The organism is Coleofasciculus sp. C1-SOL-03, from assembly GCF_040220555.1.
Lineage (GTDB): Bacteria > Cyanobacteriota > Cyanobacteriia > Cyanobacteriales > Coleofasciculaceae > Coleofasciculus.
The window spans coordinates 1-13,727 of record NZ_JAVJUO010000027.1 but is presented as its reverse complement, the minus strand read 5'-3'; the positions used below and the strand labels follow the sequence as shown (position 1 = coordinate 13,727).

The following is a 13,727-nucleotide window of genomic DNA, read 5'->3' as shown; positions in this document are numbered from 1 at the left end:
TCAGATTAAGCTATAGCTAAGGCAATCGTCCTCAAGATCAACAAATTTTCCCTGACCCCAATTGTAGGTGTCGGGTTAATGCAAAAGAAAAACATAAGGGCTATCATGGCATAAAAATCTGCCCTTCGTGTAAGGGATTTGCCAAAGGATCACGTTATAGTTTTTTCGGTTAGTCTATCAGGAGTTGTCAATGAAAATAGCACTGGTTAAAGAAATTGAAGTTGGCGAAAATCGGGTCGCCTTGATTCCGGACATTGTTGCCCGTTTGGTTAAACAGGGTTTAGAGATTTGGGTAGAAAACGGTGCAGGAGAGGCATCGTTTTTTAGCGATCGCGCCTACGAAGAGGCGGGAGCTACCCTAGTCTCTGACCCAGGTAAACTCTGGGGTGAAGCCGATATCGTCCTGAAAGTGGGCATTCCCAAAGATGATGAAATCAACCAGATGCGGGAAGGCTCAACATTAATTAGCTTCCTCAGTCCCCTCGGTAAGCCAGAGGTAGCTCAGAAACTAGCAAACCGCCAAGTGACTGCCTTCAGTATGGAGTTGATTCCCCGTACCAGTCGCGCTCAGAGTATGGATGCGCTATCGTCCCAAGCTGGGGTAGCCGGGTATAAAGCGGTACTGATTGCCGCCGCCGCGTTACCGAAATTCTTCCCCATGTTAACCACAGCCGCAGGTACGATCAAACCCTCCAAAGTATTTATCCTGGGTGCAGGTGTAGCTGGACTGCAAGCGATCGCCACTGCCCGACGCCTAGGTGCTATGGTAGAAGCCTTTGATATTCGTCCGGCGGTGAAAGAGGAAGTACAAAGTCTAGGGGCAAAGTTTGTTGAGGTCGATCTCCAAGAAGATACCGTGGCTGAAGGCGGTTATGCCAAGGAAGTCTCTGACACCGCTAAACAGCGCACCCAAGAGGTAATCGCTGAACACGTCAAGCAATCGGATGTAGTGATTACCACCGCCCAAGTTCCCGGCAAACAAGCCCCCTTACTGGTGACGGAGGAGATGGTTGAGCAAATGAGTCCGGGTTCCGTGATCGTGGATCTTGCTGCTGAACAAGGTGGAAACTGTGCCGTGACCGAAGCCGGGAAAGATATCGTCCGTCATGGCGTCACCGTTATCGGTCCAATCAATGTCCCCGCGTCTATGCCCACCCACGCCAGCCAGATGTACGCCAAGAATATCTCAACCTTATTACAGTACCTGGTCAAAGAGGGACAGTTACAACTCAATTTTGAGGATGATATTGTAGACAGCACCTGTATTACCCACGCGGGTGAAATTCGCAATCAGCGGGTGAAAGATGCCCTGTCTCAAATGAGTACCACCGTCTAGGCAGAGTTTAAGTTCAAGTTGATCCATTGGTTTTTGCCAATGAATCATCAACCCTCAAAAAGGAGAAAAAGATGACCACCACATTCATTGCCAGTTTATTTGTCTTTGTCTTAGCCGCCTTTGTTGGTTTTGAAGTGATCAACAAAGTGCCACCCACCCTACATACTCCCTTAATGTCTGGGGCAAATGCCATTTCCGGGATTGCCGTGATCGGCGCATTACTCATCTCCGGATCAAAGGAATGGAATGTCACCGTCATTTTAGGGTTAGTCGCTGTCGTACTCGCCACCGTGAACGTGGTGGGCGGTTTCCTGGTGACGGATCGCATGTTGCAAATGTTTAAGAAATAAGTGAGGTGAGACCATGACCGACTTTCTCCCGACTGGGATTGAACTGACGTATTTAGTCGCAACCGGATTATTTATCTTTGGGCTGAAGAAACTGGGATCACCGGCGACAGCACGCCAAGGAAACGTTTGGGCGTCAGTGGGGATGCTACTGGCTGTGGTAGCAACGCTGCTGAACCAACAGGTCTTAAATTATCAAATGATTCTGGTGGGGATTGCCATCGGTGCTGTCATCGGTGTGACGGCAGCCTATAAAGTGGCGATGACTGCCATGCCGCAGATGGTAGGCTTGCTGAATGGGTTGGGTGGTGCCGCCTCAGCCTTAGTCGCGATCGGAGAATTTTGGCGTTTGCTGAGTACAGGTCAAGGTGTACCGTTAGGGTCTACGATTACCGTGATTCTGGGGGTGCTGATTGGTGGCGTCACCCTGACCGGCAGCTTTATCGCATTTGGCAAGTTACAGGGATTGATTACGGGTAAACCGGTTCAGTTTCCCTTACAGCAGGTGTTTAATGCCTTACTGCTGATTAGCTTTTTGGTGTGCAGTGGCTACCTCTTAGTTACACCCGATAATACGACCATCTTTTTAGCGATGGTGGGGATTTCCTCGGTGTTAGGGGTTTTATTTGTCCTACCCATTGGCGGCGGCGATATGCCTGTGGTGATCTCACTGCTCAACTCGTTTTCTGGCTTAGCAGCAAGCGCAGCAGGTTTTGTCGTGATGAACGATATGCTGATTGTGGCAGGAGCATTGGTTGGCGCTTCCGGTTTAATCCTGACCAACATTATGTGTAAGGCAATGAACCGTTCCCTACCCAACGTGCTATTTAGCGCCTTTGGCAGCGGTGAGGCTCAAGGCGGCGCTGGTGGTGCTAGCAGCACAGGTGACAAGGTTGTCCATAGCATTGATGCCGAAGAAGGGGCAATGATGTTGGGCTATGCCCGCTCTGTGGTCGTTGTTCCAGGGTATGGAATGGCAGTGGCTCAGGCACAACATACCGTGCGCGAGCTAGCCGATCAGCTAGACAAGCTGGGGGTTGAGGTCAAATACGCGATTCACCCAGTTGCGGGTCGGATGCCGGGACACATGAATGTCCTCTTAGCCGAAGCCAATGTCTCCTATGACCAGCTCTATGACATGGATGACATCAATCCTCAGTTTGATAACACGGATGTCGCCCTGGTCATTGGTGCCAATGATGTGGTGAATCCCGCCGCTCGCAGCAATAGCAGTAGTCCGATTTACGGAATGCCGATTCTGGATGTGGATAAGGCAAAACATGCGATCGTGATTAAGCGCAGCCTGAACACGGGCTTTGCTGGGATTGAAAATGAGCTGTTCTATGGCGATAAGACCATGATGTTGTTTGGTAGTGCCAAGGATATTGTGGGGCAGCTTGTGGCTGAGGTGAAGCAGCTTTAATTAACCTAGGGGCGGGTTTGACGATGATCATTTTTTGCCATCCGAATTTGACTCAACCCGCCCCGACAATCGAATCATGGCAGGTGTTGTTGAGAGGTTATTGGTGGGAAAGGGCGGGTTTTGTTGAACGGTTATCGGTGAATAGCGGAATTTAGTCCCTAAACCCGCCCCTACAGAACATTAAATCCTATCCAGAAATGTCGGTAGGATAATCCGTGTGAACCGCTTCTAGCTTCATCACAATTTTCGGTTTCAGTTTCTCAAGCTCTTGCTTGAGAATTCGTTTACTGAGCTGGGGTTGGGCGCTGGGCATCGCTGCATGGCTGGCATTTGCCCAATCCAGGAGCAGTTTCCGCTGCGTTGAGGCAATGGTGGCGGTCATTACATTGGCGCAGCGTTGGGGTTCAGTCAGAGCAAAGAATAAAATCCGGTAGTTTCCTGAGTCTCCGAGAATACGGATCACTTTCTGACCCATCGCCGTTTTTAGATCCAAATAACAGGTGAGCCAACGAGCGCCATGTTGCCGATTATGCAGGGCGGTAATCCATAACACCATGGGATGGGGAGACATCAAGAACAGGAATTGGTTATAGCGGGTGCTAATGCGGCGGTTTTCAATATCCTCCTTCGTCAGCATCACCCAAAGGGTGGCTAACAGTTCCTGACTGGTGCGAATAATATGGGGAAATACAATCGAGGCTTGGGGTTTGTTTTTGGGCCACGAGGTTTGTAAGCAGAGGTCTTCAATGGAACGAGCAGGGGGTTTAGCAGGGGGTTTGGGTGGTTCGTCGGCGCGGGGTATTTTTGAGAGTACTGCGCCAATCCGCTGACCGAGTTGTCGCCCTTGACCAAAGCGCTGTTCTAAGGGTTCTAGGGTTTGAATCACTTCCTCAATCGTTTGCGGGCGATCGCTGGCTTCTTTTGCTAGACAACTCATTACCAGCGTTTCCAAGGCTTTGGGTAGTTTCAAATCCGGTTTCGCGGCTTCAAAGCGACGCGGTGGGCTGAAGTGATGGGCTTTGTACCATCCCCCAAAAGAATTCGATTCGCCCATAATCGGCATTTCGCCGGTGAGCATCTCAAACATCATCACGCCCAGACTGTAAATATCGGAGCGGTTATCCAGTTCCCGTCCTTCCATTTGTTCGGGGGAACAATAGGCTAATGTCCCCATAAACGAATGGGTTTGCTCGCTGTTGGACTGGATCAGCTTGGCAATGCCAAAGTCGAGGATTTTCACCAGTTCCCCGAAGGAGGCGTCTTGAACCACGAGAATGTTGCTGGGTTTAATATCTCGGTGGATAATTGGGCTGAGTTGACCTTCGATTACGATCCCTCGATGAGCGCATTGCAGCCCTAAACTAATCTGACGGCTAATATTCAGAAACCGAGGTAAGGGGAGGGGTTGTTCGCGAATGATTTCGCTTAAGCCATTGCCTTCCAGGAACTCCATCACGTAAAACGAAATATCATTTTCATCCACGCCATAGTCCCGGACGCGCACGATATGATTACTTTTTTCTCCCAATAGCGCACAAATCGTCGCTTCTCGTTCAAAGCGATCGCGCATTTTTTGGTTGAGCAAGGTTTGGGAGATGAATTTGACGGCGACAATCACACCGCCAAGTAACATATCCTTCGCTTTATACACTTGACCCATAGCGCCCTGACCGATTAACTCAACGAGTTGATAGCGGTTGGCGAGTATGCGACCATGATTAGGGCCTGTTGTCATGATTGGTTTAGTGAGAGCTTGGAGCAGTTGTGAACGATTCCTATTTACCAGTTTGACCCAAGCGCAATTCGGCAAGCAGCATTCTCAGGAACTAGACCCAATACCTCACTCGGTGATTCATGCCATTGTGCCATTGATGACCCGCTAGAGTGTATCGCTTCCTAGAGCGTTCAACTGTGGTTACACCTGTGGCAAACCTTAATCCTTTAACTCAGGAAGTTGGAAATGTCAAGGATGATGTAGAACTTAGCGGTCTATCCCGGATGATATGCTGCTACGCTAACACACAAAAGCCGATAAAACGTCGCCGCTTTTTCAGCAGATCAAATGTCCCTGCGTTATTTCATCGTTCACACTTCACGCTTGATACTTCTGATTATAGGTCTTGTCCTATTCGGGTTGTCGTTCTAGGGTTGCTTCCATGGTACTGGTCAGATAATGACCTGCCATGATGCTACTGGAGAGGTAGTAGGTATTGTCGTCAAGTTGATGGCGGGTTTCAAAACCACTACGCCGTTGGCGATCGCCTAACACCCAATAGCGCTGCACTATTGATTCGGGAGTGATCCAACCTTCGCCCTCAACACGACCTAAAACACTATGCTGTAAGACGAAGGTATACTGTCGTTCTCCGGCATCAAGACGCCCCCGATATTGGAACGAAATATCCTCGCGCTCATCCTCGGGAAAAACCAGCTTTGTCACCATCGTAAACCAGTTTTCTCGACCCCAGGCAACAATGGTTTTCCCTCTGACGCTCAGCAGCAATCCATTGCGCTCCAGCCAATTTCCCTGGAGTACCCAGCGTCCTGTCTCCATTAAAAAGGTGTGAGCCACGGCGTTACCCTTTGCCTCTGATCGAATATTGTTGGTTTAATGGTTCCTCAACTGTGACTGTGACACAATGCCTAACTAAGCCGATTGCCAAAATGGTAGTCATGAGGATAAAAAAAGGCAATTATGTTTCAGTATTTAGTGTAATCCCAAGTGGACAAGAAATGCTGGATTCTCCGTTAATTATTTAGGATGGCGCGATATTACCCAAAAGTACCGCCTGCTTCGCCCCCGTAACCCCTGGGAGATTCCCGCAAATGCCCAAGTCTCGCCAATAGGCTAACACAGCAAAGGCGATCGCTTCTTTGAAATCGCTATTTACCCCCGCCTCATCGGTGGTTTGTATCCCCACTGATGGCAATCGGGTTTGTAATCGCTGTTTGAGATAGAGATTACGACTTCCCCCACCGCTGATGAAGATCTGATCAGGCATCTTCGGTAAAAAGCGACGGTAGTTGTCCTCTATCGAGGCGACAGTGAGTTCGGTTAGGGTTGCCAATAGATCCGCCGGATTCAGGGAATAGGCTTGACTCTGGGCAATACATTGGTGTAAATAATCCCAGCCGAACAATTCTCGTCCTGTGGATTTCGGCGGGGGGTGCTGGAAAAAGTCATGGCTTAACCATTGGTTGAGCAGGGGTTGACAAACTCTCCCCTGTCGCGCCCAGTTTCCGTCTTGGTCATAGGTTTGACGTCCCTGGCTAAAATGCTGCACGGCTAAATCCAACAAAGTATTTCCCGGTCCTGTATCCCAACCACTGACCAAATCTAACCAATTTCCTTGACCGGGAGGAAGGTAGGTAACATTACCAATTCCGCCGATATTTTGGATACATCGGTGCTGAGTTGGGGAACAGAGCAAACAAGCATCAATTTTGGAGACTAAGGGCGCTCCTTGACCCCCAACGGCGATATCAGCCACACGGAAATTACTGACGGTTTTAATCCCTGTGGCGTGAGCAATCACCTCTCCTCGTCCTAACTGAAGACTATAGCCCAAAGGGGTGTAGGGGGGTGGGGGAGCAGGTGGACGATGGTAAACGGTTTGACCGTGGGAACCAATCAGCGTAGCAGCGGGTGGGTGGTGTTTCTGAATCGCGTGGACGGCTTGAGCAAAGTGTTGAGCGATCGCATCATCTAAACTAGCAAGTTCTGCCATCGAGATGGAACCGCCTGCACAGAGATTGAGAATTTGCGATCGCAGTTTTTCCGGGTAGGGATACGTCACTCCCGCCAATAACTCCACAGTTAAATCGGATTCTGAACCAGCAATCTCCACGAAAGCCGCATCAATTCCATCAACTGACGTACCACTGATTAATCCAACGACGCGAGTCATAGTTTTTGCTGGGGGAGCTGGGTGAGATGGGAGAGCGGGAGAAGTTAACTCAAAACTCACCGACTTATGCCGTTACATATTCTACCAAGATCTGGCATTTTCTCGAAAAAAAACCTCAGCCTCGAGGCTGAGGTCTGTGACATCCTCCCACACCAAATCAAAGATTCTGGTGTAGGCTTCCAAGCTTCACAACTTGGATTTCCTGGTTTTTCCCCTTCGGCTACGCTCAGGGGATTTCGACACTTACCTAGACTGAGCGGGAGCAGAATGTCTAAAAAATCGCGAAAAGCCTCACGGTGAGGCAGTTTTGCTTTTTTGGCTGGGGGAACTTCAGATTAAAAATTATGGCGTGGGTATTATTGCTCCCCCAAACCCCCACAGTTAGATAACCAAGGTGCATCTACCGTTTTTTCCGACAGCATGAACTTGATCCGATCAGGAAAAATCCTCACTCTGGCACACTAATTTCCATATCGCTTCGCCAACGCTACCGGAAGTAAAGAATTGTAAAGGTTCATCGTCGCTCAACTGAGTACGAGTGATCAATTCACCTTGGACATTGAAGCGAGCGATCGCCACAGGACGCCAAGCCCGCAGTGGACAAATCATCGCCGTGTACGTCTTTCGCGCTAATAGTCCTTGTTCATCCGGTTCTGGAAAGACAGACATTTGCCAGAACCAGACCGTATTATGGCGACGTTCGACAAATTCTGGATCAACGTAATAGTCGATATCGTTGTGATCACGGGCAACAAATACCCACTGGTCAGCCGCAGCCGGTAACGTGGTGAGAATGGTGGTAATGCTAGCTATAATTAGACGTTTGAGCCTCATCAAGCGTCCTCACTCATCGCGATCGCACCCTAACTCTTGCAATCGTTTTGCTCGTTTCACCCGTACCTGGGTATCATCACTACCACTGGCGATCAGGATATTTCTCTGTAAAACATTTATATCAACGCTATTGAATTTTCTGTTGTCAAATGACTTATCCACTTCGATGCCATCTAAATATTGTTCTGCTCGTTGCCCCTGAGTCGTGAGGGGCCACAGCATTGTTCGTCCGTCATCGCCGCCACTAGCTAAGTAACAACCCCCGTTACTCAACGCCACAGATCGCACAGGTTGACCGCCATGACCATTTTGCCATTGGTCAATAATTTCACAAGACGGTTGACCGTCCACCAAACAGGATTGCATATTCCACAAGGTAATATAACCCTGATTGTCAGCCGTTGCCATCAGATAGGGTTTCATATCAGCAACATCAATACTGAAAATATAGTCATCCTGACCCCCTGGACGATTCTGACCATCTTGACGATACTGCACAGGAACGGTCACATTCTCTGATTTGGACAAATTCCAAATAACCAATTGGTTAAACCGTCCGGCAACGGCTAAATTTTGATTTCCTAGTCCCACAAATTTTAGGGCATAAACAGCAAAGTCGGATTGTCCCCTCAGCACGGGTTCCTGATTGCCATTCCCTCCACCTACGACGTCCTCTAAACTTTGTTGAATGTCCCACCCCAGGATCAAACCACTGCCATGACCACTAAAAAGATAGCGCGAGTCATCGGTAAACTCTAATGCCAACACTCGATCATCTTTTTCCTGAGAAAAAGACATCATTAATTTTGGCGTTTCTGCCAATAAATTCAATAGTTGAATCTCGCCATTTTCTAACCCCGCCGCGACGACATTATTATCAACCGGTTTATAACGAATCACCCGCACCGCTTTCCCCGTATTGGCAATCTCCTCGACTTCTGGATTAGCAAAGTAATTAAAAAAGCCATCAACTCGCCATTTAATTAAGCTTTGATCATTAGACCCACTGACGACATTCTGACTCATACCATTAAATTGCACAGAATTTACAGCCGCTTGGTGTCCATACCAGGGATTATCAGGATTCAGCCAAGATAGCCACCAAAGTAGGTATAAAAACAGAAGTCCGCCGCCAAAGAGTAACCAGGTTGGAATAATCGGATAAACATCCAGTTTCAAAAATCGACTCGTGGGATTAGTATTCCCTAAACGCTGATCCGATAACGTCGCCACAGCTTCTAACGATAGTTCCTTCCTTCGACCCCATAAATGGCGTCGGGCTTGAACCCTAAGCGGTGCTTGAGCTGTTTGACCCGGACTCAATTCTGCGGGTTTATCTGGCAATTCTAAGGTACAGTCCTGTTTATCTTCACCCTGAATATTAACAGTGACGTGCTGCTGAAGATTGCTATGATTGTCAAATTCTAAGGTATAAGGAACGGGTGGATTCCGCCAGTTGGGTATCCAGGCGCGTTTGGCGGGAATTTGCTGTCGTTTGGGTATAGCACTAAATTCCACCAACCCCATGGGTAAGACTTCTAATGTACCCTGCACTTGGGCGGGAGAACCATGACGATGAGTCGCCGTAATCTCAAAGGGATAAATCCGGCTGGGGGCTTGGAGAATGTCAGGAATTTGGCAGATAAATGTTTCGGTAACTTGTCCGTTGGGAGGGAGGTACAACTGGCGTTCAGTTCCATCTACAATCCAGGTTGGATCTATGCCGGAAAAGTTTAACGTAACATGGGTTTCTAGTTGACTGGGATTATAAACCCGTACCGGAATTTCCTGCTGGCTTGCTGGACGTTCTTGAAACTCCCGTACTGGCAAATCCAATTTTAACGGAATTGAACCCGTACCCTGTTCTAAAATTAAACGCAATACTTCTCGGTCTTCATCCGGGAGTTCCATGGAGAAGACACGCACCGTTAAGTTCATCAATCCGACAAACCCAGGTACAGGATTATCGACAATCGCTACCTGAAAATGGGTAACATCACCTGGAGGCTTTTTCGTCCCCACTTCTGGGGAGATCGTGTACCAATCCGGAAGCCGATCAGGATCAACCCCAGCTGCCGTAACTTCCACCTGAAAACTGGCAAAGCGATCGCTATCATTAACGACCTTAACTTCAAACGAAGCGGGTAAACCTCCTGGCTTGAATCGAAGTTGTTTTGGGGAAACCGTTGTATCAATTAAATTGTCTACCATTATTGTTCTTCCTTACTCCCGAAACTCCTCTAGTTTCCCTGTGCCCTGTGCCCTGTTCCCTGTTCATCAACACCCTACATTAACTTATCAAACAGATCATCTCGACGCGATCGCTCCGACGGTTGGGATGGCTGAGAGGGCTGGGAGGAGCGTGATGTCGTCACGGTTGGCGGTGGCTGCTGTCCACGGGTGAGTTGTCGGCGACGCCAAGCTAAATGCAAAATGTTAATCCCTAATTCTTGGGCTGTACGCATGGCTTCACGGGAAATCAGTCGTTTTTCATTAATTCCCCAAGCCTCTGATAAGTTACCGAGGGCGACAATAATTCCGCCACCCCTTAAAATTTGCATCGGCTTTCTATTGATACGAGGTGCCGTAGCAAAGAGAAAGGGCTGAGTCCGTAGTAAGTCATGGCGGTCTAATTTTTCCAGTGGCGTTAACCGGGTTCCCATACTTTGGGCAAACTCTTGGAATCGACCCGCGATCGAATGCTTCCGTCTGGCTAACTCTGTAGAAATCATCTCTCGTTCACTGACAATATCTTGTCGGCATTGCTTTAATCGTGTATCCGTATCAATATTGGGATTACTATCGATTTGATTTAGCGCCTGTTCCAGGTCTTGGTAAATTTTATTTAGGTCTTTAATCGCATTACCTTGTAGCCAATGTTTCAATCCTGCCGACGCTTCGACTAAAACTGTCCCTCCTGCCTGTAAATACTGTCGCAGTCCCTCAAATTCCGATTCCCCTAACACCTGAACTTGGCGATCGGTCATGAACAATAAGTCATACTCTAAAAGGGTTTGTAGCTCTGTCGATTGTAAACTAACTTGTCCAATGTGATCATTCCCCTGTAGGGCGGGATAAAGTCCAGGGGTTGATTGCAGCAGGTAGGAGAGATTCGAGACAATACGCTCATGTTCATCATTGTCCACTGCTAGCCCTTGGTACATAGCCACTTGTACGATCGCCTGAGGTCGGGCTTGGGGCTGGAGGCGGTAGCGCAAGTCCAATTGGTTATAGCTAGGGGAGAAACTATTGACGGGCGCTTCCAGTTTAACCAGTCCTACTTTAAGCAGAATTCGACAGAGTTCCACATCCCCTTCCGTGGGTGGACTTGCCTTTTCATCAATCCGAAATGTTTCGACAATTCTATCGGTAATTTGACGAGTGCGTAACTCTTCGGGATCTCTAAACTTAACCACCAAGTACACCATCAAGGGTGCTTCGGAAGTCGCTTCTGAAGAAATCCGATAGGACATGGGTTCTGGCACTACGATAAAATTGCCAAATAAATCAATAGCCAGTCCCGGTTGAATTTCCACCCAACGTTCATCTCGGTATTTTGCCCCAATATCAGCGGGGGCGGGAACAACATGGACGCCCAACCCGAAGACAATTCCGGGCTGATATAGAGATTGATAAAAGGTGCTATGATACTGGCGATGATAGTGGTGAGCTAACTGCCAACGTTGGGCATCAATGAGTAAGCCATCGGTGACATGGAGACGCTCAAATTGTTGGAGAGATGGGGGAAGGAAGTGGTTCATTGGTCTTATGTCTTATGTCTTATGTCTTATGTTATTCAATATAGAGTTCATAAGTGCAAAAGACGGGTTTTTCTTGGCGGATAATTTGATGCACTAACAATTCGTCAATTTTAGTTGGGGGTTCAGGGCGTAGTCGGACAATGAAATGATACGGTTGTCCGCCACCAATCAGGGAGTCTTGATTTAAGCGGGTGTTTCCCATCATAAATCCTTGACCAAACACTTCTTGAATACAAATATGCTTTTGATGTTCGGGAAGATGGTCATCCAAGGGTAAGTCCGTAAATAGATGCAGGTAAAATCGTAATCCCCGACGTGTACCCCGCCAGCGATAAATCTCCATCGCCTGACGAATCAGATAGCGCTGTCGCTGTAGGCTTAAAGCGGGATTCAGTTGCCAACCCACCCAATGGGCGAGAAAGGGTAGAAGGGTTTCTGGTGTCATTAAAGGGTCGAGATACGCCCATAAAGCCTCCAGAGATTGTACGCTGGGTTCAAAGGCTTGCTCGAAAATTTTCAGAAAGCGCCCGATAAAATCGACGTCTTGATAAATTTCGGGTACAAAGTTTAGATATAAGCTACGAGGACGAACATAGAGATTAAAGCTAGCCGATTCAACCTGCTTGCTTCCCGTTCCCGATTGGCTGGAATAGACATAAATCTGACCGCGATAATCGAGACGGTGAGCGGGTTTCGCATCCCAATCCTGATTAGATTCAAAGAAATCGGCTGGCATATAAAAGCGAATCACTGCTTCCATGCGTCCACCAGCACGGAGTTCGGGCCCTTCCATACCCAAACGATACCATTGGGAGGGAAAATCTCCCTGGATTTGAATATCTAAGTGTAAGGTTTGGCTGCTGAGGTTTTCCAGTTCCAGCAGTAGTTCACTCGGTTCTCCCGGATAGAGAGTGAGGTAGCACCCGCGACGTTCTGTGTCCCGTGTGGCTTGGTTGAGTAAAGGTGCGGCTGACTCGCTTGACCCTGCAATCGGCTGAGGGGTGACCTCTGGCAACTGCATGGAGGTTAGTTGTAGGCGTAAGGGTAATATATCGCGAGCTTGTGTCATACTAAATCCAGGTTAACTCCCCCTGTTTTGCTAAGTCGGTGGGGACAATTAACGTTAATGGTGGGGATCGTCATTTGTCTTATGTCTTATGTCATTCGTCATTTGTCTTATGTCATTTGTCTTATGTCATTCGTCATTTGTCTTATGTCATTTGTCTTACTCGCTTCCCTTGAGAAGCAAGCTACGTCATTTGTCATTTGGTCAGGGCGGGTTTTGTACAAACGTTGTCATCAATAGCAAAACTAGATTCCCTAAACCCGCCCCTACAGATTCAAATTAGGTATTCTCCCCTACTTCATCCGAGCAACTCTACATCGTTCGGTCAGTGCATCTAATTGCATCAACCATGGAGTGATTATAGCAGTGAATAACGACAGTTCAACTCAGTAGGTTGGTGAAAATAAACTCAACCCTATTAAGTTGTGTAAATACCTCTCAAACCCTTACATAAGACGTAGCTGGCTACTCCGAGGAAGTAAGTATGACTCCCTCTACTGTTAACTTTTATTGTGCCTACCGACTTATCAGTTCTGTCCCTTGTAAGTGCCAGGATTAATCGGTTAATCAACTTGATTAAAAATCAGGATAAAGCTGATAACCTCTGACCATCACTAACTATAGCTTGATCTTTCGGGTACAACAGGAGAATGGGCGACTCCAATTCTGCTCACTCCAACACTGATTCAGCAAGTCCTATTGAGTATTCTGTGTCAATCTGTGTCCCTCACTATTTAGTATTCTGCCTGTGCCATTCAATCGATCTGTGTAATCTGTGTTTTTGTCAAGACCCTGCAATAATTTTTATCGTAAGTTTAACAAAATACATGCGTCCAAGGGAACGTTGGGCGGGAGACGAAAACCAGAGATTATACAAAGTTTTACCAATATACAAGGGGTTTAGCTAGCTTGGAATTATTTTTGCCCACAAAATATCCACCATAGATAATATACCTGAACATGGCACATCCGTCTCACAATGGCTGAATCCCCTGATAATTCGTAGATTATTCCGGAAACAGAGTAAAAAACGAGCAATTATGATGTTGTGT

The 13,727-nt window shown here is 47.8% G+C and carries 12 protein-coding genes; 5 read left to right on the top strand and 7 right to left on the bottom strand.

Translation table 11 applies throughout. The annotated features are described in order from the left end of the window. Positions 1 to 190: 190 nt before the first annotated feature. The 4 genes from RIE73_RS04210 to RIE73_RS04195 all read left to right on the top strand — a co-directional run bounded on the left by RIE73_RS04210 (position 191) and on the right by RIE73_RS04195 (position 3,261). Positions 191 to 1,336, top strand: a complete 1,146-nt coding sequence (locus RIE73_RS04210) for a Re/Si-specific NAD(P)(+) transhydrogenase subunit alpha (protein WP_446399998.1) — start codon at positions 191 to 193, stop codon at positions 1,334 to 1,336. A gap of 71 nt (positions 1,337 to 1,407) precedes the next feature. Then, complete coding sequence (locus RIE73_RS04205; RefSeq protein WP_006105018.1) at positions 1,408 to 1,686, top strand: NAD(P) transhydrogenase subunit alpha; 279 nt, start codon at positions 1,408 to 1,410, stop codon at positions 1,684 to 1,686. A 13-nt stretch (positions 1,687 to 1,699) separates the two neighbouring features. Then, positions 1,700 to 3,106: an NAD(P)(+) transhydrogenase (Re/Si-specific) subunit beta gene (locus RIE73_RS04200; protein WP_446399997.1), complete on the top strand. Its 1,407-nt coding sequence runs from the start codon at positions 1,700 to 1,702 to the stop codon at positions 3,104 to 3,106. Positions 3,107 to 3,129: 23 nt separating this feature from the next. After that, complete coding sequence (locus tag RIE73_RS04195) at positions 3,130 to 3,261, top strand: hypothetical protein (protein WP_446399996.1); 132 nt, start codon at positions 3,130 to 3,132, stop codon at positions 3,259 to 3,261. A 32-nt stretch (positions 3,262 to 3,293) separates the two neighbouring features. Here the strand turns inward: RIE73_RS04195 and RIE73_RS04190 are convergent, their stop codons facing one another. Further along, positions 3,294 to 4,841, bottom strand: coding sequence for a serine/threonine protein kinase (locus tag RIE73_RS04190; RefSeq protein ID WP_446399995.1), 1,548 nt, complete (start codon positions 4,839 to 4,841; stop codon positions 3,294 to 3,296). Here RIE73_RS04190 and RIE73_RS04185 point away from each other — a divergent pair. Then, the gene (locus RIE73_RS04185) at positions 4,840 to 4,989 is read left to right on the top strand and encodes a hypothetical protein (RefSeq protein WP_446399994.1); all 150 of its coding nucleotides are present in this window, start codon (positions 4,840 to 4,842) and stop codon (positions 4,987 to 4,989) included. The genes RIE73_RS04190 and RIE73_RS04185 overlap by 2 nt on opposite strands. A gap of 242 nt (positions 4,990 to 5,231) precedes the next feature. On the opposite strand, the gene RIE73_RS04180 is transcribed toward RIE73_RS04185, so the two are convergent. The 6 genes from RIE73_RS04180 to RIE73_RS04155 all read right to left on the bottom strand — a co-directional run bounded on the left by RIE73_RS04180 (position 5,232) and on the right by RIE73_RS04155 (position 12,678). Next, positions 5,232 to 5,678: a hypothetical protein gene (locus tag RIE73_RS04180; protein WP_446399993.1), complete on the bottom strand. Its 447-nt coding sequence runs from the start codon at positions 5,676 to 5,678 to the stop codon at positions 5,232 to 5,234. A gap of 184 nt (positions 5,679 to 5,862) precedes the next feature. Further along, positions 5,863 to 7,014 (bottom strand): anhydro-N-acetylmuramic acid kinase, encoded by a 1,152-nt coding sequence (locus tag RIE73_RS04175; protein ID WP_446399992.1) that lies wholly within the window; start codon positions 7,012 to 7,014, stop codon positions 5,863 to 5,865. A gap of 435 nt (positions 7,015 to 7,449) precedes the next feature. Next, positions 7,450 to 7,848 carry a surface-adhesin E family protein gene (locus RIE73_RS04170; protein WP_446399991.1) on the bottom strand — a complete coding sequence of 133 codons (399 nt, stop codon included), beginning with the start codon at positions 7,846 to 7,848 and terminating at the stop codon, positions 7,450 to 7,452. A gap of 9 nt (positions 7,849 to 7,857) precedes the next feature. Further along, positions 7,858 to 10,059 carry a hypothetical protein gene (locus tag RIE73_RS04165; protein ID WP_446399990.1) on the bottom strand — a complete coding sequence of 734 codons (2,202 nt, stop codon included), beginning with the start codon at positions 10,057 to 10,059 and terminating at the stop codon, positions 7,858 to 7,860. Positions 10,060 to 10,133: 74 nt separating this feature from the next. Beyond that, positions 10,134 to 11,609, bottom strand: coding sequence for a DUF4159 domain-containing protein (locus RIE73_RS04160; protein ID WP_446399989.1), 1,476 nt, complete (start codon positions 11,607 to 11,609; stop codon positions 10,134 to 10,136). Between the two features lie 31 nt (positions 11,610 to 11,640). Next, positions 11,641 to 12,678 (bottom strand): phage tail protein, encoded by a 1,038-nt coding sequence (locus RIE73_RS04155; protein ID WP_446399988.1) that lies wholly within the window; start codon positions 12,676 to 12,678, stop codon positions 11,641 to 11,643. Positions 12,679 to 13,727 lie beyond the last annotated feature (1,049 nt).